The sequence below is a fragment of the Stenotrophomonas sp. SAU14A_NAIMI4_5 genome (assembly GCF_003086795.1).
Classification (GTDB): Bacteria; Pseudomonadota; Gammaproteobacteria; order Xanthomonadales; family Xanthomonadaceae; genus Stenotrophomonas.
Genome location: NZ_CP026003.1, coordinates 2057475 through 2077604 on the forward strand (window position 1 = coordinate 2057475; position 20130 = coordinate 2077604).

General features: G+C 69.3%; 19 protein-coding genes. 18 read left to right on the forward strand and 1 reads right to left on the reverse strand.

Annotated elements, in window-relative coordinates; genetic code table 11:
* The first annotated feature begins 85 nt into the window (after window positions 1–85).
* The 6 genes from C1925_RS09740 (at window position 86) to thrC (ending at window position 6976) form a co-directional block, all read left to right on the forward strand.
* The gene (locus C1925_RS09740; RefSeq protein WP_108768694.1) at window positions 86–787 is read left to right on the forward strand and encodes an AraC family transcriptional regulator; all 702 of its coding nucleotides are present in this window, start codon (window positions 86–88) and stop codon (window positions 785–787) included.
* A gap of 143 nt (window positions 788–930) precedes the next feature.
* Entirely contained in the window at window positions 931–1881 is a 951-nt protein-coding gene (locus C1925_RS09745) for a DMT family transporter (protein ID WP_108768695.1), read from the forward strand.
* 138 nt (window positions 1882–2019) lie between these two features.
* On the forward strand, window positions 2020–2154 hold the full coding sequence (locus tag C1925_RS21450) for a hypothetical protein (protein WP_301553963.1): 135 nt from the start codon (window positions 2020–2022) through the stop codon (window positions 2152–2154).
* A gap of 84 nt (window positions 2155–2238) precedes the next feature.
* Window positions 2239–4743, forward strand: coding sequence for a bifunctional aspartate kinase/homoserine dehydrogenase I (thrA, locus tag C1925_RS09750; RefSeq protein WP_108768696.1), 2505 nt, complete (start codon window positions 2239–2241; stop codon window positions 4741–4743).
* A complete protein-coding gene (locus C1925_RS09755; protein ID WP_108768697.1) occupies window positions 4740–5654 on the forward strand; it encodes a homoserine kinase in 915 nt (304 codons plus the stop codon). The genes thrA and C1925_RS09755 overlap by 4 nt, the downstream gene beginning before the upstream one ends.
* A gap of 29 nt (window positions 5655–5683) precedes the next feature.
* Window positions 5684–6976, forward strand: a complete 1293-nt coding sequence (thrC, locus tag C1925_RS09760) for a threonine synthase (protein WP_108770670.1) — start codon at window positions 5684–5686, stop codon at window positions 6974–6976.
* Window positions 6977–7040: 64 nt separating this feature from the next.
* On the opposite strand, the gene C1925_RS09765 is transcribed toward thrC, so the two are convergent.
* Window positions 7041–7793, reverse strand: a complete 753-nt coding sequence (locus C1925_RS09765; RefSeq protein WP_108770671.1) for a helix-turn-helix domain-containing protein — start codon at window positions 7791–7793, stop codon at window positions 7041–7043.
* 139 nt (window positions 7794–7932) lie between these two features.
* Between C1925_RS09765 and hisS the strand changes: the two genes are divergently transcribed.
* The 12 genes from hisS to C1925_RS09825 all read left to right on the forward strand — a co-directional run bounded on the left by hisS (window position 7933) and on the right by C1925_RS09825 (window position 20122).
* Window positions 7933–9327 carry a histidine--tRNA ligase gene (gene hisS / locus C1925_RS09770; RefSeq protein ID WP_108768698.1) on the forward strand — a complete coding sequence of 465 codons (1395 nt, stop codon included), beginning with the start codon at window positions 7933–7935 and terminating at the stop codon, window positions 9325–9327.
* 462 nt (window positions 9328–9789) lie between these two features.
* On the forward strand, window positions 9790–10098 hold the full coding sequence (locus C1925_RS09775) for a YerC/YecD family TrpR-related protein (RefSeq protein WP_108768699.1): 309 nt from the start codon (window positions 9790–9792) through the stop codon (window positions 10096–10098).
* Window positions 10099–10132: 34 nt separating this feature from the next.
* Window positions 10133–11044 carry an ATP phosphoribosyltransferase gene (gene hisG, locus C1925_RS09780; RefSeq protein WP_079221702.1) on the forward strand — a complete coding sequence of 304 codons (912 nt, stop codon included), beginning with the start codon at window positions 10133–10135 and terminating at the stop codon, window positions 11042–11044.
* Entirely contained in the window at window positions 11041–12336 is a 1296-nt protein-coding gene (gene hisD, locus C1925_RS09785; protein WP_108768700.1) for a histidinol dehydrogenase, read from the forward strand. The genes hisG and hisD overlap by 4 nt, the downstream gene beginning before the upstream one ends.
* The gene (gene hisC, locus C1925_RS09790) at window positions 12333–13427 is read left to right on the forward strand and encodes a histidinol-phosphate transaminase (RefSeq protein ID WP_108768701.1); all 1095 of its coding nucleotides are present in this window, start codon (window positions 12333–12335) and stop codon (window positions 13425–13427) included. Before hisD ends, hisC begins: the two co-directional genes overlap by 4 nt.
* Complete coding sequence (hisB, locus tag C1925_RS09795; protein WP_108768702.1) at window positions 13424–14497, forward strand: bifunctional histidinol-phosphatase/imidazoleglycerol-phosphate dehydratase HisB; 1074 nt, start codon at window positions 13424–13426, stop codon at window positions 14495–14497. Before hisC ends, hisB begins: the two co-directional genes overlap by 4 nt.
* On the forward strand, window positions 14494–15096 hold the full coding sequence (gene hisH / locus C1925_RS09800) for an imidazole glycerol phosphate synthase subunit HisH (protein WP_108768703.1): 603 nt from the start codon (window positions 14494–14496) through the stop codon (window positions 15094–15096). The genes hisB and hisH overlap by 4 nt, the downstream gene beginning before the upstream one ends.
* Window positions 15093–15827, forward strand: coding sequence for a 1-(5-phosphoribosyl)-5-[(5-phosphoribosylamino)methylideneamino]imidazole-4-carboxamide isomerase (gene hisA / locus C1925_RS09805; protein ID WP_108768704.1), 735 nt, complete (start codon window positions 15093–15095; stop codon window positions 15825–15827). Before hisH ends, hisA begins: the two co-directional genes overlap by 4 nt.
* Window positions 15821–16597, forward strand: coding sequence for an imidazole glycerol phosphate synthase subunit HisF (gene hisF / locus C1925_RS09810; protein WP_108768705.1), 777 nt, complete (start codon window positions 15821–15823; stop codon window positions 16595–16597). The genes hisA and hisF overlap by 7 nt, the downstream gene beginning before the upstream one ends.
* Window positions 16587–17207: a bifunctional phosphoribosyl-AMP cyclohydrolase/phosphoribosyl-ATP diphosphatase HisIE gene (gene hisIE, locus C1925_RS09815; RefSeq protein WP_108768706.1), complete on the forward strand. Its 621-nt coding sequence runs from the start codon at window positions 16587–16589 to the stop codon at window positions 17205–17207. The genes hisF and hisIE overlap by 11 nt, the downstream gene beginning before the upstream one ends.
* Window positions 17208–17380: 173 nt before the next feature.
* A complete protein-coding gene (locus tag C1925_RS09820; RefSeq protein ID WP_108768707.1) occupies window positions 17381–18970 on the forward strand; it encodes a calcineurin-like phosphoesterase family protein in 1590 nt (529 codons plus the stop codon).
* Window positions 18971–19078: 108 nt separating this feature from the next.
* Window positions 19079–20122, forward strand: a complete 1044-nt coding sequence (locus tag C1925_RS09825) for a glucokinase (protein ID WP_108768708.1) — start codon at window positions 19079–19081, stop codon at window positions 20120–20122.
* Window positions 20123–20130 lie beyond the last annotated feature (8 nt).

Genomic DNA, 20130 nt, shown 5'->3' on the forward strand with positions numbered 1-20130 from the left:
TGAACATCGCCCGAACATAGCATGCGGTCCTGTCCGCCTTGATGACCACATTGCAGGCCGCACTGCGCACGCGCACACTGCCGCGATGGGCGCCATCTTCCACCTGCGGCACTACGGCCAGTCAACGGGCCTGGACCGTCACGACTACGCACAGTGGGTGCTGCCGCTGCAGGGCGAGCTGCAGTTCGAGCTGGAAGGTCGCGGCGGCCGCCTGGACCTGCTGCAGGGGGCCTTCGTTGCCGCCGGCGAGGCGCATGACCAGATGGCGCACGGGCCGAACGGTTTCGTGATCGTCGATTGCGGCCCGGGCGTGCTGGATGACCTGACCCAGGAGCACCTCAGCCGCCAGCGCTGGCTGCACCTCCCGCTTTCACTGCGCCAGCGCCTGGCCCAGGTGCGGGTGGGCGGCTGCATGCCGGAGCTGCTGCCCGACCTGCTGCGGGTGTTTGCCCCTGCAGGCAGTGGTGCGCGGCTGCAGGCCCTGTGTGCGGCCGTGCAGGCCGAACCCGGGCAGGCATGGCCGGTGGCGCGCATGGCGGCCCATGTGGGCGTCAGCGAAAGCCGGCTGCATGCCTTGTTCCAGCGCGAATTCGGGGTCAGTCCGCAGGCGTGGCTCAGCGCCAGCCGGCTGCGCTGGGCCAAGCATGCGTTGCTGACCAGTGCAGCGCCGATCAGCGATATCGCGCTGGCGGCGGGCTATTCCGAACAGAGCGCACTGACCCGTGCGCTGCGCCGCGAGACGGGCCTGACCCCGAGCGGCTGGCGGCGCGGTGAAGCGTCTCCGTAGAGTCGAGCTTGCTCGACTGGCTTTCCTGAACGCAGTCGAGCAAGCTCGACTCTACGAAGAGATTGGGCAGTAGCCTCGGTCAAGACGCCGCGCCCATCGCCGCCTACACTGCGCGGCCTGTTCTCTCCCCCGAAGAACCTGATATGCGCAACAACCCGATGGCCCTGGGCATCGCCAATGGCGTTGCCGCTGGCGCGCTGTGGGGCGTGGTCTTCCTCGCGCCTGCCGTGCTGCATTCCTTCAACGCATTGCAGCTGTCCGCCGGCCGCTACCTGGTCTACGGCCTGATCGCGGTGATCCTGCTGCTGCCGCGCTGGAAGCGCTTGGCGCCGCAGTTGGGCCGTGCGGAGTGGCTGGGTCTGCTGTGGCTCAGCCTGGCCGGCAACCTGGTGTATTTCCTGCTGCTGGCCGCGGCCGTGCAGTGGGCCGGTGGCGCGGCGGCCTCGCTCATCGTCGGCCTGATTCCGGTGGTGGTGACCCTGGTGGGCGTGCGCGAGAAGGGTGCGGTGCCGCTGAAGCAGCTGCTGCCCGCGCTGGGCCTGTGCGTGCTGGGCGTGGCCCTGGTCGGCTGGGAATCGCTGATGTCCGAGCACCTGGGCACGCCGTGGCGGCAGCGCCTGATCGGCCTGGTCTGCGCCTTTGGTGCGCTTTTTTCCTGGGCGCTGTACTCGGTGGGCAACAGTCGTTGGCTGGCCCGGCGCGCCGATCTGTCCAGCCATGACTGGTCGCTGCTGACCGGCGTCACCACTGGCGGCCTGTCGCTGCTGCTGGTGCCGATGGCCTTCATCGGCCAGACCGCCGGCCACACCCCCGCGCAGTGGAGCCTGTTCTGGGTGATCAGCGCCGGCGTCGCGGTCATCGCCTCGATCATCGGCAACGCGTTCTGGAACCGTGCCAGCCGCCTGCTGCCGTTGACCCTGACCGGGCAGATGATCGTGTTCGAAACCCTGTTCGCGCTGCTCTACGCGTTTGCCTGGCAGTGGCGCTGGCCGACCCTGCTGGAAGCGCTGGCGATCGTGTTCCTGGTGGCGGGCGTGCTGCTGTGTGCCCACGCGCACCGCGCCCCGCGTGCGATCGCCGAACATGCCGGCTGATTGCCCGCCTCAAGCGCGCTGATGCCTGCTTCGTCTCAATTGCAACCAAATGGCTGCACGTTGGGCGATGATCGAAACAAACGATTTTTGCATCGCAGCACTTGACAGGCCCCCGGCGCACGGTGTTTTCTGTGCGCCATGGTCTTCGATGCCGCCCTCGCCAGCCTGATTGCCCCCGCTTCCGCGGGCGGGTCGACTGCGCCGGTCGCCATCACCACCATTATTACCACCACCGCCACCACTGCCCTGGTGCGGCCCGTCGTCTTCGTGTAACTCCCGAAAACAACGGCCCCGCACCATCCAGGTGACGGGGAAACCCACCACCTGCATGTGACGGGGCCTCCTACCGAGGTCTGCATGTCTTCCCACGCCCCCGCCCATCCCGCTGCACCGGCCGACCTGGCCGCACCGTCCACCGTCGTGCACAAGTTCGGCGGCACCTCGGTGGCCAACGCCGAACGCTACCGCCATGTGGCCGGCCTGCTGCTGGCCCGTCCCGAGCCGCTGCAGGTCACCGTCGTGTCGGCGATGAAGGGCGTCACCGATGCGCTGATCGAACTGGCCCAGCTGGCGGCACGCGGCGATGCAGGCTGGCGCGAGGCCTGGCATGCCCTGCGTGCACGCCATCGCGGCGCGGCGGTGGCCCTGCTCGGCGAGCAGGTGGGCGAGACCGTGGAGTGGATCGACGTGCGCTTCGACCACCTGGCCGAGGTGCTCGGCGCGCTGGCAGTGATCGGTGAGCTGCCGCGCGAGGTGCTGGACCGCGTGCAGGGGCTGGGCGAAGTGTTCTCCGCGCAGCTGCTGGGCATGCACCTGCAGGCACTCGGCGAGGAGTGCGCGGTGCTGGACGCGCGTGATGTGCTGGTCGTCGGCCATGGCGAGCTGGGCGTGGACGTGGACTGGGAGGCCAGTGCTGACCGCCTGGCGAAATGGCGCCTGCAGCATCCGCAGCCGCGCGTGGTCGCCACCGGTTTTGTCGCCCGCGACCGCGCGGACCGCATCACCACGCTGGGCCGCAACGGCAGCGACTACTCCGGCGCGATCTTCGCTGCGCTGTTCAACGCCGATGAGCTGCACATCTGGACCGACGTCGATGGCGTGCTGTCGGCGGATCCGCGGCTGGTGCCGGAGGCCGTGCAGCTGGAGGCGCTCAGCTACGACGAAGCCTGTGAGCTGGCCTATTTCGGTGCCAAGGTCGTGCATCCGCAGACCATGTCGCCGGCCATCCGCCTGGGCCTGCCGATCTTCATCCGCAACACCTTCCATCCGGCGCACCCGGGCACGCGCATCAGCGCAGAACGCTCGCCGCGCGGGCCGGTGAAGGGCCTGACCCTGAGCCCCGACCTGGCCCTGCTGAACCTGGAGGGCACCGGCCTGATGGGCGTGCCGGGCACCGCCGAACGCGTGTTCTCGGCACTGCGCCAGGCGCAGGTGTCGGTGGTGATGATCTCGCAGGGGTCTTCCGAACACTCGATCTGCTGCGTGGTGAAGGCCGGCGAGGCCGCGCGTGGACGTGAGGCCCTGCTGCATGCATTCGCCCACGAACTGGCGGTGGGCCAGGTGCAGCGTGTGCAGGTCGGCGAGGGCGTCAGCGTGCTGGCCGCCGTGGGTGACGGCATGGCCGGCCAGCCCGGTGTGGCCGCACGCCTGTTCGAGGCGCTGGGCCGAGCACAGGTGAACATCCTGGCGATCGCGCAGGGCTCGTCCGAGCGCAACATCTCCGTGGCCGTGGCCAGCGCCGACGCAACACGCGCCCTGCGTGCCGCGCACGCCGGCTTCTGGCTCTCGCCGCAGACCTTCGCGGTGGGCGTGATCGGGCCGGGCAATGTCGGCGCGGCGCTGCTGGACCAGCTGCTGGCCGCGCGCCCGCAGCTGCTGGCCAAGGCCAACGTCGACCTGCGCCTGCGTGCGCTGGCCTCGCGCTCGCGCATGCGCCTGGAAGCCGATGTCCTGCACGCCGACTGGCGGCAGGCGCTGCACGACGATGGCCAGGCCAGCAACCTGGACGCCTTCACCGAACATCTGCTGGCCGCACACCTGCCGCACGCGGTGGTGATCGACTGCAGTGGCAGCGCCGAAGTGGCCGAGCGCTACGAGGGCTGGCTGGCGGCCGGCATCCATGTGGTCACCCCGAACAAACAGGCGGGTTCGGGTCCGCTGTCGCGCTACCAGCGCATCCATGCCGCTGCCGCAGCCAGTGGAGCGCGCTTCCGTTACGAAGCCACGGTGGGCGCCGGCCTGCCGGTGATCACCACGCTGCGCGACCTGGTCGATACCGGCGATGAAGTGCTGGCGGTGGAGGGCATCTTCTCCGGCACGCTGGCCTGGCTGTTCAATCGATTCGATGGCAGCCAGCCGTTCTCCGAGCTGGTGGCGCAGGCGCGTTCGATGGGCTACACCGAGCCGGACCCGCGCGATGATCTGTCCGGCGTGGACGTGGCGCGCAAGCTGGTGATCCTCGCCCGTGAGGCCGGCCACGCGCTCAGCCTGGAACAGGTACAGGTGGAAAGCCTGGTACCGGCGCTGCTGCGCGATGGCAACGTGGACGACTTCATGGCCCGCCTGGGCGAATCCGATGCCAGCCTGCTGCAGCGTCTCGACGAGGCCCGGTCGCGTGGTGCGGTGCTGCGCTATGTCGCCCGGCTCGATGCGGAGGGTGCATCGGTGGGCCTGCAGGAACTGCCGGCCGACCACACCTTCGCCAATCTGCGCCTGACCGACAACGTGGTGCAGTTCCGCACCCGTCGTTACTGCGACAACCCGCTGGTGGTGCAGGGCCCGGGTGCCGGGCCGGAAGTCACCGCTGCCGGCGTGTTCGCCGACCTGCTGCGCGTGGCCGCCGGCGAAGGAGCGCGGCTGTGATTGCACGCGCATTCGCGCCCGCGTCCGTGGCCAACGTGGCGGTGGGCTTCGACATTCTCGGCCATGCCATTGCCGGCATCGGCGATACAGTGACGGTGCGGCGCATCGACGAGCCGACCGTACGCATCGAGGCCATCCGCGGCAGCGCCGTCGAGCTGCCACGGGGTGCGCCAGGCAACACGGCCGGGGCCGCGCTGATCTCGCTGCGCGAGGGCCTGGGTCTTCCGTATGGCTTCGCCGTCGAGATCGACAAGGGCATTCCGTTCGGCTCGGGCATGGGTGGTTCGGCCGCCTCGTGCGTGGCCGCGCTGGTCGCCGCCAACGCGCTGCTCGATGCACCGCTGCCGCGCGAAGCGCTTTACCCGCATGCACTGGATGGCGAGGCAGTGGCCAGCGGCGGGCGCCACGGCGACAACGTCGGTCCGCTGCTGCTGGGCGGACTGGCGCTGTGCACCGCTGATCGCCTGGTGCCGATCCCGGTGCCGGCCAGCTGGCACAGCCTGCTGGTGCATCCGCACGCAGTGCTGGAGACCCGGCGCGCGCGTGCGGCACTGCAGGGCAGCTATGCGCTGGGCGAGTTCGTCGCGCAGAGCGCCAACCTTGCCCTGGTGCTCAGTGGTTGCCATCGCAGCGATGCGGCCCTGGTGCGTGCCGGCCTGCGCGACGTGCTGGTGGAACCGCGTCGCGCCGCGCTGATCGCCGGCTTCGACGCTGCACGCGATGCCGCGTTGGCAGCCAACGCGATGGGCGCGGGCATTTCCGGTGCCGGCCCGAGTGTGTTTGCCTGGTTTGAAGATGCCGACCAAGCCCATGCCGCTGCGGCGCCCGTGCGTGCGGCGTTTGCCGCCGCAGGCTTCGACAGCGAAGCCTGGGTCTCGCCGCTGGACGCTGCTGGAGCGCGACTGTGCTGAATCCTTCCCCCTTGCTGGATACCGAGCTCATGCAATTCGTTTCGACCCGAGGGCATGCGCCCGCCGTTGGCCTGAGTGCCGCCATCGCCGCCGGCCTGGCCCCGGATGGCGGCCTGTACGTGCCCGACGTGTTGCCTGCGCCGCGCGAACTGCACGCCGGTGCCACCCTCGCCGAGACCGCTGCCGATCTGCTGGCGCCTTTTTTCGAAGGTGATCCGCTGCAGGACGCACTGCCGGAGATCTGCCGCGAGGCCTTCGATTTCCCGGTACCGCTGCGTGCGCTGGGCCGTGACGGCGACCATGTGCTGGAGCTGTTCCATGGCCCGACCGCCGCGTTCAAGGACATCGGCGCGCGCTTCCTCGCCGGCACGTTGTCGCGCCTGCAGGCGGGCAAGGACCGTGACCTGACGATTGTCGTGGCCACCTCCGGCGATACCGGTGCCGCGGTGGCAGCGGCCTTCCATCGCCAGCCCGGCGTGCGCGTGGTGGTGCTGTATCCCGATGGCCGTGTTTCGCCGCGCCAGGCACACCAGCTGGGCTGCTTCGGCGACAACATCCAGGCGCTGCGCGTGGGCGGCTCGTTCGATGACTGCCAGGCGAAGGTCAAGCAGGCGCTGGCCGACACCGACCTGCAGGCGCAGGTGCCGCTGAGTTCGGCCAACAGCATCAGCCTGGGCCGGCTGCTGCCGCAGATGAGCTACTACGCGCATGCGGCGCTGACCCACCACGCGCGCACGCGGCGTCGCCTCAACCTGGTGGTGCCGACCGGCAACCTGGGCAATGCGATGGCCGCCGTGCTGGCACGTGCGCTGGGCGTGCCGATCGGCCAGATCGTGCTGGCCACCAATGCCAATGCGGTGCTCCCGGCCTACTTCAACGGCGGCGACTACCAGCCGCAGGCCAGCGTGGCTACCGTGGCCAATGCGATGGATGTGGGCGCGCCGAGCAACTTCGAGCGCCTGCGCTGGCTGTATGCCGATGACGATGCGGAACTGCGTGCTGCGTTCCGCGCGTTCGCGGTGGATGACGTGACCATCCGCGCGACCATCGCCAGTGCGCATGCCAGCAGCGGCGAGCTGTTCTGCCCGCACACCGCCACTGCGGTGAAAGTGCTGCAGGACCTGCGTGCGCGCGGCGCCAAGGGTGACTGGGCGGTGGTGTCGACGGCGCATCCGGCCAAGTTCGAGGCGGTCGTGGAGCCGTTGATCGGCGAAAGCGTGGCGGTGCCGCCGGCACTGGAAGCGCTGCTACAGCGGCCGGCACATGCCGAGCCGCTGGCCGCAGATTACGCGGCGCTGCGCGAGGTGTTGCTGCGCCGGTAGCGCCGGGCCATGCCCGGCGGGTATTGCCGGCCTCTGGCCGGCAACACCGTGAACCGCGCGACGGTCAGGCCAGCCCTTCGCCCGCCAGCGTACGCAGCCCATCCTCGTCGAGGATCTCCACCACGTTCAGATGGGGCAGGGCGATCAGGCCCTGCTGGCGCAGCTTGGTGAAGGTGCGGCTGACCGTTTCCATGGTCAGGCCAAGATGGTCGGCGATATCGCCGCGGCCCATCGGCAGCGACACGCGCAGGCCATCGCCGCCCAGCCTGGCTTCGCGTGCGGCCAGGCGCAGCAGGAAGTCGGCCAGCTTTTCGGCCGGTTGCAGGCGGGCCAGTGCCAGCGCGGCGTCCTGGGCGGCGTCCAGTTCCTGGCAGGCGCGCTGCAGCAGCTTGCGTTCCAGGTGCGGGAAGCGGCCGCGCAGCGCCTTCATCTGCGGCAGGGCCACGCGGCAGACGCGGCTGTCAGCGATGGCTTCGATATCGTGGCGATGGTGGTCGCTGCCACTCAGGCCGAGGTAATCACCGGGCAGCACGAACCCGTTGATCTGGCGACGGCCGTCGGCCAGCGTGCGCACCAGGCGCAGTGCGCCCGCGGTCAATGTATAGACATGCTGGCGTTCTTCGCCGGTGCGGGCCAGGGTGCTGCCCAGGCCCACCTGCTGCGACACGGTCACCTGTTCCAGTGCCTGCACTTCGTCGGGCGACAGCGCCGAGCAGACCGCCAGGTGGCGGACCGAGCAGTGCAGGCAGTCCAGCGTGGTGCAGGACGGCGCAGCGTCGTCGTGGGCGGCGGTCGGAGCGCCAAAAGGCCGGGACATGGTGCGGAGGCGTATCACGGGCGGGGGAGGGCTTTATGATACTTCATGCGGCCTTATGGCCCCTGATCGGCGGCTGAGCCATGCGGGGCGGTAGAATGTCGCCCCCTCCCACGTTCCCGTTCCTGCAGGAGTTCCGCCCGTGATCAAGCCCCGTACCCCGCCCGGCACCCTTGAACTGTTGCCGCGCGAGCAGATTGCGTTTCAGCGCATGCTGGACGTCATCCGCCGCAACTACGAGCGCTTCGGGTTCCTGCCGGTGGAAACGCCGGTGTTCGAGCTGTCCGACGTCCTGCTGACCAAGTCCGGTGGCGAGACCGAGCGCCAGGTGTACTTCGTGCAGTCCACCGGTGCGCTGGCCAACGCCGCCGAATCGGGCGACCGCTCGCTGCCGGAGATGGCGCTGCGTTTCGACCTGACCGTGCCGCTGGCCCGCTACGTGGCCGAGCACGAGCACGAGCTGACCTTCCCGTTCCGCCGCTACCAGATGCAGCGCGTGTACCGCGGCGAGCGTGCCCAGCGTGGCCGCTTCCGCGAGTTCTACCAGTGCGACATCGACGTGATCGGCAAGGACAGCCTGAGCGTCCGCTACGACGCTGAAGTGCTGGCCGTCATCCACGCCGTGTTCTCCGAGCTGCGCATCGGTGATTTCAGCATCCAGCTGAACAACCGCAAGCTGATGCGCGGTTTCTTCGAAAGCCTGGGCGTGGCCGAAGGCGAGCGCCAGCTGGCCGTGCTGCGCGAAGTGGACAAGCTGGACAAGCGCGGCGCAGATTACGTGCGCGAAACGCTGGTGGGCGAGGGCTTCGAGATTCCGGCCGAGCAGGTCGAGAAGATCCTGGCCTTCGTCGCCGTGCGCTCGAAGGGTCATGAAGACGCGCTGGCCCAGCTGGCCGCCCTGGAAGCCGGTGGCGCCTCGTCGGAAACCCTGCGCAACGGCGTGGCCGAGCTGCGCGAAGTGCTGCAGCTGGTGCAGGCGCTGGGCGTGCCGGAAACCGCGTACTGCCTGAACTTCTCCATCGCCCGCGGCCTAGATTACTACACCGGCACCGTCTACGAGACCACGCTGACCGACCACCCGCAGATCGGCTCGATCTGCTCGGGCGGCCGTTACGAAGACCTGGCCAGCCACTACAGCAAGTCCAAGCTGCCGGGCGTGGGCATCTCCATCGGCCTGTCGCGCCTGTTCTGGCAGCTGCGCGAAGCCGGCCTGATCGACGGCATCGAAGCCAGCAGCGTGCAGGCGCTGGTGGCACTGATGGACGAGCAGGGCATGGCGCAGTCGCTGGACATCGCCCGCCGCCTGCGCAGCGGTGGCATCAACACCGAAGTGCAGATGGAGCCGAAGAAGATCGGCAAGCAGTTCCAGTACGCGGCCAAGGCCGGCATTCGCTTCGTGGTCCTGGCCGGCGAAGACGAGCTCGCCCGCGGCGTCGTCGCAGTGAAGGACCTGGTGCGCGAACAACAGTTCGAAGTCTCCCGCGACGAACTGGCCAGCACCCTGCAGGTCGAGCTGGAACAGTCGAAGGTGATGTAACTGCCCAAGGCAGCACCCAGAAGTTGAACGAAACGCCCACCACCCGGTGGGCGTTTTCGTTTCCGGCTCGCGCTCCGGGGTCAGAGCCGTTTTCCCAGGAAAACGGATCCGACCCTGTGCCGACCAACGGTCGGCACCCACCAACAGCAGGTAGCCTCCAACAGCAGCGTCATGCCGTGCCGACAGATCGCTGGAAACTGTCGAAGGCGGGGTGGGTCCGGTGGCAGGGGTGTGAGCCGCATGGATGCGGCGACCAAGCCCCCATGGATGGGTTTACGGCGTCCCCTGCCACCGGACCCGCCCCGCCAACCCACGGATCCCCGCGCTTTTGCCGTTGCTTCGGCTTTGGCTTCGGCAGGTGCAGGGCGCAGCCCTGCCAAGACCAACCCAGGATTTGACGCACTGCGCAAGAATGCGCTAATGTACTAGCGCGCTATTACATTGATGCAAGAACTCCACCCCGTGAAAGCCCGCCCCGACATCGCCGCGAAAGACCCCCAGGCCGACCTCGACTCCCTGGCCCAGGCCTTTGCCGCCCTGCGCGAACCCGACCAGGTGCTCGCCTTCCTGCGCGACCTCTGCACCCCGGCCGAGCTCGAAGCCATGGCCGACCGCTGGAAAGTCGTCCCCCTGCTGCAGCAGGGCGTGCCCTACCGCGAGATCCACGAACGCACCGGCGTCAGCGTGACCACCACCGGACGGGTGGCACGCACCCTCGAGCATGGCCATCGAGGCTATGCCGCCGCCGTCGACCGCCTTGCTTCGCGCTGATCCGCGCCCCGTTCCGAACTTAGAGACCTCCCCCATGAGTGCAACCCAGGCAGCGCCGGCACGTGACCGGCTGCGTATCGCCATCCAGAAGAGTGGCCGTCTGGCCGAACCCGCCCGCAACCTGCTCAGCGCCTGCGGCCTGAGCTGGCGCGAAAGCCGCGACAAGCTGTTCTGCTACGGCGAATCGCTGCCGGTGGACCTGCTGCTGGTACGCGACGACGACATCCCCGGCCTGATCGCCGACGGCGTCTGCGACCTCGGCATCGTCGGCCGCAACGAGCTGGACGAGCAGGCCGCCGCGCGCCGCCAGATCGGCCTGCCCGACGCCTACCAGGCCCTGCGCGGGCTCGGCTTCGGCCAGTGCCGTCTGATGCTGGCCGTGCCCGAGGAATGGCAGTGGGAAGGCCCGGCGCAGCTGGCCGGCACCCGCATCGCCACCAGCTACCCGGCCATCCTCAAGCAGTGGCTGGCCGAGCAGGGCGTGGACGCACAGGTGGTCGAACTCTCCGGCTCGGTGGAAATCGCCCCGCGCCTGGGCACCGCCGAACTGATCTGCGACCTGGTCTCCAGCGGCGCCACCCTGCGCGCCAACCAGCTCACCCCGGTGCACAACCTGCTGGACAGCGAAGCCGTGCTGGCCGGTGCGGTGCGCGTGCCGGACGACGCCCGCGCCGGGCTGCGCAGCATGCTGCTGCGGCGCCTCGACGGCGTGGTGCAGAAGCAGGATCGCAAGCTGCTGATGTTCCGCGCCAGCGAGGACCGCGTGGATGCGCTGGCGCAGCTGCTGGCCGATGCCGAACCGCTGGTGCGTTTGCCTGCAGATGGCGGTGCACTGCGCCTGCAGACCATGTGCCCGGGTCCGCTGACCTGGCAGCGCATGGAAGAACTGGAGCGCGCCGGCGCACAGGGCCTGATGGTACTGAGCGTGGAGCGGTCGCTGGCATGAATCGTCTGATCTGGTCACAACTCGACGAAGCCGCCCGCAGCGCGGCGCTGACCCGCCCGGTGCAGACCGTGGCGCAGCAGACCCGTGATGCCGTCGCCGCGCTGATCGCGCAGGTACGGACGCAGGGCGACGAGGCGCTGCGCGCCATCACCGCCCGTTTCGATCGCGTCGAACTGACGTCGTTTGAAGTCAGCGAGGCCGAGTTCGCTGCGGCCGAAGGCGCCGTGCCGGCCGAACTGCGCCAGGCCATGGTCGAAGCCGCCGAGCGCATCACGCGCTTCCACGAAGCGGGCATGGGCAAGGGCTATGCGGTGGAAACCGCCCCCGGCGTGGTCTGCGAACGCATGTTGCGTCCGATCGGCCGCGTCGGCCTGTACGTGCCGGCCGGCAGTGCGCCGTTGCCGTCCACCGCGCTGATGCTGGGTGTGCCGGCGCAGCTGGCCGGTTGCCCGCAGGTGGTGCTGTGCACCCCGCCGCGCGCCGATGGCACGGCCGATCCGGCGGTGCTGGTGGCCGCGCGCCTGACCGGCGTGCAGCGCGTGTTCAAGCTGGGCGGTGCCCAGGCCATCGCCGCAATGGCCTACGGCACGGCCAGCATTCCGGCCTGCGACAAGCTGTTCGGGCCGGGCAACAGTTTCGTCACCGAAGCCAAGCAGCAGGTCGCACAGGACGGCGCCGCCGCCATCGACATGCCGGCCGGTCCTTCGGAAGTGCTGGTCATCGCCGATGCCGGTGCCAGTCCGGCGTTCGTGGCCGCTGACCTGCTGTCGCAGGCCGAGCACGGCCCGGATTCGCAGGTGCTGCTGCTGACCGACGATGCGGCGATGCTCGCTGCGGTCGAGGCAGAAGTGGAGCGCCAGGTCGCGCTGCTGCCGCGCCAGGAGATCGCACGCCAGGCCCTGTCGGCCTCACGCCTGATCCAGGTCGATACGCTGGCGGAGGCCTTCGCGATCAGCAACCGCTACGCACCCGAGCACCTGATCCTCGCCCTGCGCGAACCGCGTGACTGGCTGGACCAGGTGCAGGCCGCCGGCTCGGTGTTCCTCGGCGATTACACCCCCGAGGCACTGGGCGACTACTGCAGCGGCACCAACCACGTGCTGCCCACCGCCGGTGCCGCGCGTGCCTACAGCGGCGTCAGCGTCGCCAGCTTCCAGAACCTGATCAGCGTGCAGAGCGCCAGCGCCGCCGGCCTCGCCGCGATCGGCGGCTGCGCGCGCATCATCGCCAGCGCCGAAGGCCTGGACGCGCACGAACGTGCGGTGGCCCTGCGCATGGAGGCTGCCGCATGAGCGCCGTCATCGATGACGTGCTGGCGCTGGTGCGCCCGGACCTGCAGGCCTTTGCCGGCTACAGCTCGGCGCGCAGCGCGGCCGTGCAGGGCGAGGTCTGGTTGAACGCCAACGAATCGGCCTGGGCCAATCCAGCCGACAGCGCCGGCAGCAGCCGACGCTACCCTGAGCCACAGCCGCTGGCGCTGCGCGAAGGCCTGGCGGCGCTGTATGGCGTGCAGCCGCAGCAGCTGCTGGTCGGGCGGGGCAGCGACGAGGCCATCGACCTGCTGGTGCGCGCCCTGTGCGTGCCCGGCCGCGACGGTGTGCTGGTGACATCGCCGGTGTTCGGCATGTATGCGGTCTGTGCGCGCCTGCAGGGTGCGCCGTTGATCGACGTGCCGCTGGTCGATGGCGAAGACGGCCTGCGTGCCGACCTCGACGCGGTCATCGGCACGGCACAGGCGCAGGGCGCCAAGCTGGTGTTCCTGTGCGCGCCGTCCAACCCGGCCGGCAGCGATATCGGCCTGGCCGAAATCGAACGCGTGGCCACCGCGCTGCGCGGGCAGGCCCTGGTGGTGGTCGACGAGGCCTACGTCGAATACGCGCAGCGCGCGTCGGCGACCACGCTGCTGGCCGCGCACGCCAACGTCGCCGTGCTGCGCACGCTGTCGAAGGCGCACGCACTGGCTGCGGCGCGCATCGGCACCCTGATTGCTGCGCCGGAACTGATTGCCGTGCTGCGTCGCTGCCAGGCGCCGTACCCGGTGCCGACACCGTGCGCCGAGCTGGCCGTGCAGGCCCTGCAGCCGGCCGCGCTGGCGCGTACCGCCGAGCGCGTGGCCACGGTCATCGCCGAGCGCGACCGTCTGTTTGCCGCGTTGCCGGGCCTGCCCGGCGTGCGTCGCGTGTACCGCTCGTCCGGCAACTACGTGCTGGTCCGCTTCGCCGATGCGCAGGCCGCGTTCGATACGCTGCTGGCCGCCGGCGTGGTGGTGCGTGACCAGCGCGCCGCGCCGCAGCTGGGCGATGCCCTGCGCATCAGCATCGGCAGTCCAGAAGAAAACGACCGCGTGCTCGCGGCCCTGTCGGCCCGGAGGGCTGCTGCATGACCCCCATCCTGTTCATCGACCGCGACGGCACCCTCATCGAGGAGCCGGCCGACTTCCAGATTGACGCCTACGAAAAGCTGCGCTTCGTGCCGCAGGTGATCCCGGCGCTGCTGAAGCTGCGCGACGCCGGCTACCAGTTCGTCATCGTCACCAACCAGGACGGCCTGGGCAGCGAAAGCTACCCGCGCGCCAGCTTCGATGGCCCCAACGACCTGATGCTGCAGATCTTCGAAAGCCAGGGCATCAGCTTCCGTGACGTGCTGGTGGACTGCAGCTGGCCGCAGGACAACGCACCCACCCGCAAGCCGGGCATCGGCCTGATGACCGCCTACCTGCAGGACCGCAGCATCGACTGGGCGCGATCGGGCATGGTCGGCGACCGCATCACCGACCTGCAGTTCGCCGACAACCTCAACATCCGTGGCTTCCAGCTGCGCACCGAACAGTTCGGTGGTGAATGGGACTGGGCGGGTATCGCCCACGCCCTGGCCGATGCACCGCGCACCGCCGTGGTCCAGCGCAATACCAAGGAAACCAAGATCCGCGTCGAACTGGACCTGGATCGCGTCGGCGACGCGCACATCTCGACCGGCCTGCCGTTCTTCGACCACATGCTGGAGCAGATCGGCAAGCACGGCGGCTTCGCCCTGGACATCCGGGCCGAGGGCGACCTGCACATCGACGAGCACCACACCATCGAAGACACCGGGCTGGCCTTGGGCCAGGCGCTGCGCGAGGCGCTGGGTGACAAGCGCGGCATCGGCCGCTACGGCTTCACCCTGCCGATGGACGAGACCCTGGCCAGCGCCGCGCTGGATTTCAGCGGCCGCCCGTATTTCGTGTTCGAAGGCGAGTTCAAGCGCGAGCGCGTAGGCGACATGCCGACCGAGCTGGTGCCGCACTTCTTCCGTTCGCTGTGCGATGCCAGCGGCCTGAACCTCAACCTGCAGGTGCGCGGCGACAACGACCACCACAAGGTCGAAGCCTGCTTCAAGGCGCTGGCACGTGCACTGCGCCCGGCGCTGGCCCGACAGGGCACCGCGCTGCCGACCACCAAGGGGGCGCTGTGAGCGAGGTTGCACTGATCGATGCCGGCGGTGCCAACCTCGGTTCGGTGCGCTATGCGCTGGAGCGACTGGGCGCGAATGTGCGCCTGGTACGCGATGCCGAGGGCCTGGTCGGCGCACAGCGGGTGATCCTGCCCGGCGTCGGTGCGGCCGCACCGGGCATGCAGCGCCTGCATGCGCAGGGCCTGGTTGAACCGCTGCGCCGCCTGGAGGTGCCGCTGATGGGCATCTGCCTGGGCATGCAGCTGCTGTTCGAGCGTTCTGAAGAAACCGGCGTGGATGCGCTGGGCCTGATTCCAGGCACGGTGCGCAAGCTGGTGCCGGCCTGTGGCATCCGCGTGCCGCACATGGGCTGGAACCGGCTGCTGGCGCTGCGTCCGTCGCTGCTGCTGCAGGGCGTGCCGGACCGTTCCAGCGCGTACTTCGTGCACAGCTACGCCGCGCCGCTGAACGCGCATACCGTGGCCGCCTGCGACCACGGCGGCCTGTTCACCGCCGTGATCGAGCAGGGCCGCTATTTCGGCGCCCAGTTCCACCCCGAGCGTTCCGGCGATACCGGTTCGCTGATGCTGCGCAATTTCCTCGAGGGCACTGCTGCATGAGTTTCACCGTCTACCCCGCACTGGATATCCGCGAAGGCCGCGTGGTGCGCCTGCGCCAGGGCGACTACGCGCAGGAAACCTCCTACGGCGACGATCCGCTGCCGCGCGCGCAGGCGTTTGCCGCACAGGGCGCGCAGTGGATGCACCTGGTCGACCTGGACGCTGCTCGCGCCGGCGGCTACACCCTGGCCCCGCTTCTGGCGGCGATCCGTCAGCACACGCCGCTGCACGTACAGACCGGTGGCGGCGTGCGCGGTCGCGATGACGTAGCGCGCATTCTCGATGCTGGCGCCAACCGCGTGGTGGTCGGCTCGCTGGCCGTGCGCCGCCCGGACGAAGTACTGGGCTGGCTGGATGAGTTCGGCGCCGAACGCATCACCATTGCCCTCGACGCCCGACAGGACGCGCGGGGCCAGTGGCAGCTGCCGGTGCACGGCTGGACCGAGAATGCCGGGGTGACCCTGGACGATCTGGCCCAGCGCTACGCGCGCGCCGGCATGCGCCACCTGCTGTGCACCGACATCGCACGCGACGGCATGCTGGCCGGCCCCAACATCAGCCTGTACACGCACCTGTCGGCCTTGCTGCCGGGCGTGGCGGTGCAGGCGTCCGGTGGCATCCGCGACGTGGCCGACGTGGCCGAAGCACGCGCTGCCGGCTGCGGCGGTGCCATCCTCGGCAAGGCGCTGCTGGAACAGCGCATGGACCTGGGCGAGGCACTGGCATGTTGAGCCGTCGCATCATTCCCTGCCTGGACGTGCGCGATGGCCGCGTGGTCAAGGGCGTGCGCTTCCGCGACCACGTCGACATGGGCGACATCGCCGAGCTGGCCCAGCGCTACCGCGACCAGGGCGCCGACGAGCTGGTGTTCTATGACATCGGCGCCAGCCCCGAAGCACGCTCGGTGGACGTGGCCTGGATCGAGCGCATCGCGCGACTGATCGACATCCCGTTCTGCGTGGCCGGTGGCATCGACAGCGTGGATACCGCGCGCCGGGTCCTGTTTGCCGGTGCTGACAAGGTGTCGATCAACTCGCCCGCGCTGGGCCGCCCGGAACTGATCACTGAACTGGCCGAAGAGTTCGGCGTGCAGTGCGTGGTGGTCGGCGTCGATTCGGTGCGCGAGGACGATGGCCAGTGGCGCGTGCGTCGCTTCACCGGTGACCCGAACAAGACCCAGGCCGTGCCGCTGCGCACGCTGGACTGGATCGTCGAGGCGCAGCGCCTCGGTGCCGGTGAGATCGTGCTGAACTGCATGGACAGCGACGGTGTGCGCCGTGGCTACGATGTGGAGCAGCTGCGCCAGGCCCGTGCGCTGTGCAACGTTCCTCTCATCGCCTCTGGCGGCGCCGGTGCGATGGAGCATTTCGCCCAGGCCTTCGACCAGGCCGACGTGGACGGCGCGCTGGCTGCCAGCGTGTTCCACAGCGGCGCCATCGCCATTGCAGATTTGAAGCGCTACCTGCGCGAACAGCAGATCGAGGTTCGAGATGTCTATTGAAGTACGCCCGTCGCCGCAGGCGCTGGAATCGCTGGACTGGGCAAAGGGCGATGGCCTGCTGCCGGCAGTGGTCCAGGATGCCGACACCCTGCAGGTGCTGATGCTGGGCTATGTCAACGCCGAGTCGCTGCACATCACCCAGGTGACCGGGCACATGACCTTCTACAGCCGCAGCAAGCAGCGCCTGTGGACCAAGGGCGAGCAGTCCGGCCACGTGCTGGCGGTGCAGTCGATCAGCGTGGACTGCGATGCCGACACCGTGCTGGTGCTGGCACGTCCGGCCGGCCCGACCTGCCATACCGGTGCTGAAAGCTGCTTCGATGGCGCGCCGAAGGACTTCCTGGGCGGCCTGGGCCAGCTGGTGGCCGTGCGCGAAGCGCAGCGTCCGCCGGGCAGCTACACCACCTCGCTGTTCGAAGGTGGCATCCGCCGCATCGCGCAGAAGGTGGGCGAGGAGGGCGTGGAAACCGCGCTGGCTGCGGTGGCGCAGGACGACGAGGCCCTGCTGGGCGAATCGGCCGACCTGCTGTACCACCTGCTGGTGCTGCTGCGCGCGCGCGGGCTGTCGCTGCAGGACGCCCGCGATGTGCTGGAAATGCGCCACCGTTGATGGGGCGTGCGGACCAACGGTCCGCACCTACCGGACACGCGGGCGATGATGGGGCCGTGCGGACCAACGGTCCGCACCTACCTGTAGAGTCGAGCTTGCTCGACTGCCCTTTGCAAGACAGTCGAGCAAGCTCGACTCTACAATGGGCGGTCTTTCTTTCCCGGACCGCCCCCATGAAACTGCCCGCCGCCTGGCTGTGCTGCCTGTTGCTGACTTCGCCGGCCTGGGCCGCCGACACGGTGGTCAGTGGCAAGGTCTATCTCGAACGCGACGGCAGGCCCGGGCGCGGCGCGACCGATCCGGGCCTGGCCGGGGTGCAGGTCTCCAACGGCGAGACCATCGTCAAGACCGCGGCCGACGGCAGCTACAGCCTGCCGGTGCGCGACGGGCAGACCGTGTTCGTCATCAAGCCCGATGCCTACAGCTTCCCGAAGGCGGCCGACGGCCTGCCGACGTTCTGGCGCCACTACCGCCCGAACGGTTCGCCGGCCCTGAAGTACGGCGGCATCGCCGCCACCGGCGCGGCCGACCGTGGCTGGGATTTCGCCCTGCAGTCCGATCGCCATGACAGCCGTCGCGGCTTCCAGATGCTGGTCTTCACCGATTCGCAGACGGCCAGCCTGAAGGACATCGGCTACTACCAGCAGTCCATCGTGGCGCCGCTGGTGGGCCAGACCAAGGCACGCCTGGGCACCACCCTGGGCGACATCGTCAACGACGACCTGAGCCTGTACCCGGCCATCAACAAGGTCACCACCGAACTGGGCGTGCCGTGGTTCCATGTGCCGGGCAACCACGACCTGGATTTCGATGCCGCCAACGACGACCACTCGCTGGACAGCTGGCGCAACATCTACGGCCCGGACACCTACGCGGTGGAAGAGGGCGGTGCCAGCTTCGTGTTCCTCGATGACGTGGTCTACGACCCCAACGCCAAGCCGAAGTACGTCGGTGGCCTGCGCGAGGACCAGTTCGCCTTCCTGGCCGGCTACCTGAAGGGCCTGCGCAAGGACCGCCTGCTGGTGCTGGGCATGCACATCCCGCTGTTCGACGCCGCGCCGGGTCGCGAGACCTTCCGCCACGCCGACCGCCAGCGCCTGTTCGACCTGCTCAAGGACTTCCGCAACGTGCTGGTGCTGAGCGGCCACAGCCACACCCAGCAGCACGTCTACCACGGCAAGGCCGAGGGCTGGCAGGGTGAGAAGCCGCTGCACGAGTACAACGTCGGTGCCAACTGCGGCGCGTTCTGGTCGGGCGTGAAGAATGCTGCGGGCGTACCCGACAGCACCATGAGCGATGGCACCCCGAAGGGCTACGCGCTGCTGGACGTGGCCGGCAACGGCAGCTACCGCCTGCAGTACCGCGTGGCCGGTGCCCCGGCCAGCGACCAGATCGGCCTGCATGCGCCGAAGGTGCTGCGCCAGGGGGCTTACCCGGCATGGGGCGTGTACGCCAACGTGTACATGGGCGAGGACACCAGCGTGGTCGAGTTCCGCGTTGACGGCGGTGCCTGGCAGGCGATGAAGCAGGTCAGCCAGCCTGACCCGCGCCTGCTGGTAGAGAACGTGGCCGATGACACGGCCGACGTCCTGCGCGGCTATGATCGTTCGCCGGAAGCCACCGCATCGCCGCACCTGTGGCGTGGCGCGCTGCCGACCAACCTCGAGGTGGGCAGCCACAAGGTCGAGGTGCGCTCGACCCAGCCCGATGGCGCGGTGTTCACTGCCACCACCCGCTACAGCCTGCAGACGGCCCAGCCCTGATCCAGGCCGGTCCGGGTGCAGGTTCGCTGCACCCGGGTCCCGCAGCGTTGGCAAAGCGCGTTCAATGCCTGAGAATCGACACGATTCAATCGATTCAAGCAGGCCAGTGTGAACGTTGCAGCAGCGTCCCCGGTACTTTCCGATCTGGCCAGCCCTTCCGCTGGCAGCGGTACCCCCCACGGCAATGATCCGCGCAGCCTGGTGGTGGCCGACGTCGGCGGCACCTTCGCCCGCCTGGCCCTGGCCGAGACCACGCCGGGGCAGACCCCGCGACTGGGCAGCTACCGCACCTACGCCTGCGCCGATCATCCGAGCCTGGCCGCGATTCTCGCCGATTTCACTGCCAGCCTCGGCCAGCCGGTCAGCACGGCCGTGGTGGCGATTGCCGGCCTGCTCGATGGCGATGTGCTGATCAACGCCAACCTGCCGTGGACGGTCTCGCTGTCGACCACCCGCGCGCAGTCCGGGCTGCAGGAACTGCAGCTGATCAACGATTTTGAAGCGGTGGCGCTGGCCATTCCCTACCTGCAGGCCGACACCCTGGTGCCGTTGAACGGCGATGCCGATCCGGCGCAGGCGTTCCCGGCGCTGGTGCTGGGTGCGGGGACCGGCCTGGGCGCGGCGTTGCGCTTTGCCGATGGCGACCGCCCGGTGCTGGCCAGCGAACTCGGCCACGCGGCGCTGGGCGCCGGCAACGCGCTGGAGCTGCAGGTGCTGGGTCAGCTGCTGCAGCGTTGGCCGCACGTGGACAACGAACGCGTGCTGTCCGGCAGTGGCCTGATGAATCTTTACCCGTGCCTGTGCGAACTGCGCGGCGCGACCCCGCAGTGGCACAGCACCGAGGCGCTGATCGGCGCGGCGCGCAGTGGCGAGGATCCGCTGGCGGTGGAAACCCTGCAGGTGTTCTGCGCGTGGCTGGGCAGCCTGGCCGGTGATGCGGCGATCGCCGTGGGCGCGCGCTCGGTCTATCTGGCCGGTGGCATCTCCGCGCACGTGCAGGATTTCCTCGCCGATGGCCGCTTCCGCGAGCGCTTCCTCAACAAGGGCGTGCTGACCGACGTGCTGCGCCAGGTGCCGGTGTGGCGCGTCGAACACGGCCAGCTGGGCGTACTCGGCGCGGCGGTCTGGCACGCGGCGCGCACGCCGGCATAAGAACAACA

Bases quoted from the DNA above. Each gene is read 5' to 3' on its own strand.
- C1925_RS09740 (WP_108768694.1), top strand. From the start codon at position 86: ATGGGCGCCATCTTCCACCTGCGGCACTACGGCCAGTCAACGGGCCTG.
- thrC (WP_108770670.1), top strand. From the start codon at position 5,684: ATGCAATTCGTTTCGACCCGAGGGCATGCGCCCGCCGTTGGCCTGAGT.
- C1925_RS09765 (WP_108770671.1), bottom strand. From the start codon at position 7,793: ATGTCCCGGCCTTTTGGCGCTCCGACCGCCGCCCACGACGACGCTGCG.
- hisA (WP_108768704.1), top strand. From the start codon at position 15,093: ATGAGTTTCACCGTCTACCCCGCACTGGATATCCGCGAAGGCCGCGTG.
- hisB (WP_108768702.1), top strand. From the start codon at position 13,424: ATGACCCCCATCCTGTTCATCGACCGCGACGGCACCCTCATCGAGGAG.
- C1925_RS21450 (WP_301553963.1), top strand. From the start codon at position 2,020: ATGGTCTTCGATGCCGCCCTCGCCAGCCTGATTGCCCCCGCTTCCGCG.
- hisD (WP_108768700.1), top strand. From the start codon at position 11,041: ATGAATCGTCTGATCTGGTCACAACTCGACGAAGCCGCCCGCAGCGCG.
- hisG (WP_079221702.1), top strand. From the start codon at position 10,133: ATGAGTGCAACCCAGGCAGCGCCGGCACGTGACCGGCTGCGTATCGCC.
- hisC (WP_108768701.1), top strand. From the start codon at position 12,333: ATGAGCGCCGTCATCGATGACGTGCTGGCGCTGGTGCGCCCGGACCTG.
- hisIE (WP_108768706.1), top strand. From the start codon at position 16,587: ATGTCTATTGAAGTACGCCCGTCGCCGCAGGCGCTGGAATCGCTGGAC.
- C1925_RS09820 (WP_108768707.1), top strand. From the start codon at position 17,381: ATGAAACTGCCCGCCGCCTGGCTGTGCTGCCTGTTGCTGACTTCGCCG.
- C1925_RS09745 (WP_108768695.1), top strand. From the start codon at position 931: ATGCGCAACAACCCGATGGCCCTGGGCATCGCCAATGGCGTTGCCGCT.
- hisF (WP_108768705.1), top strand. From the start codon at position 15,821: ATGTTGAGCCGTCGCATCATTCCCTGCCTGGACGTGCGCGATGGCCGC.
- thrA (WP_108768696.1), top strand. From the start codon at position 2,239: ATGTCTTCCCACGCCCCCGCCCATCCCGCTGCACCGGCCGACCTGGCC.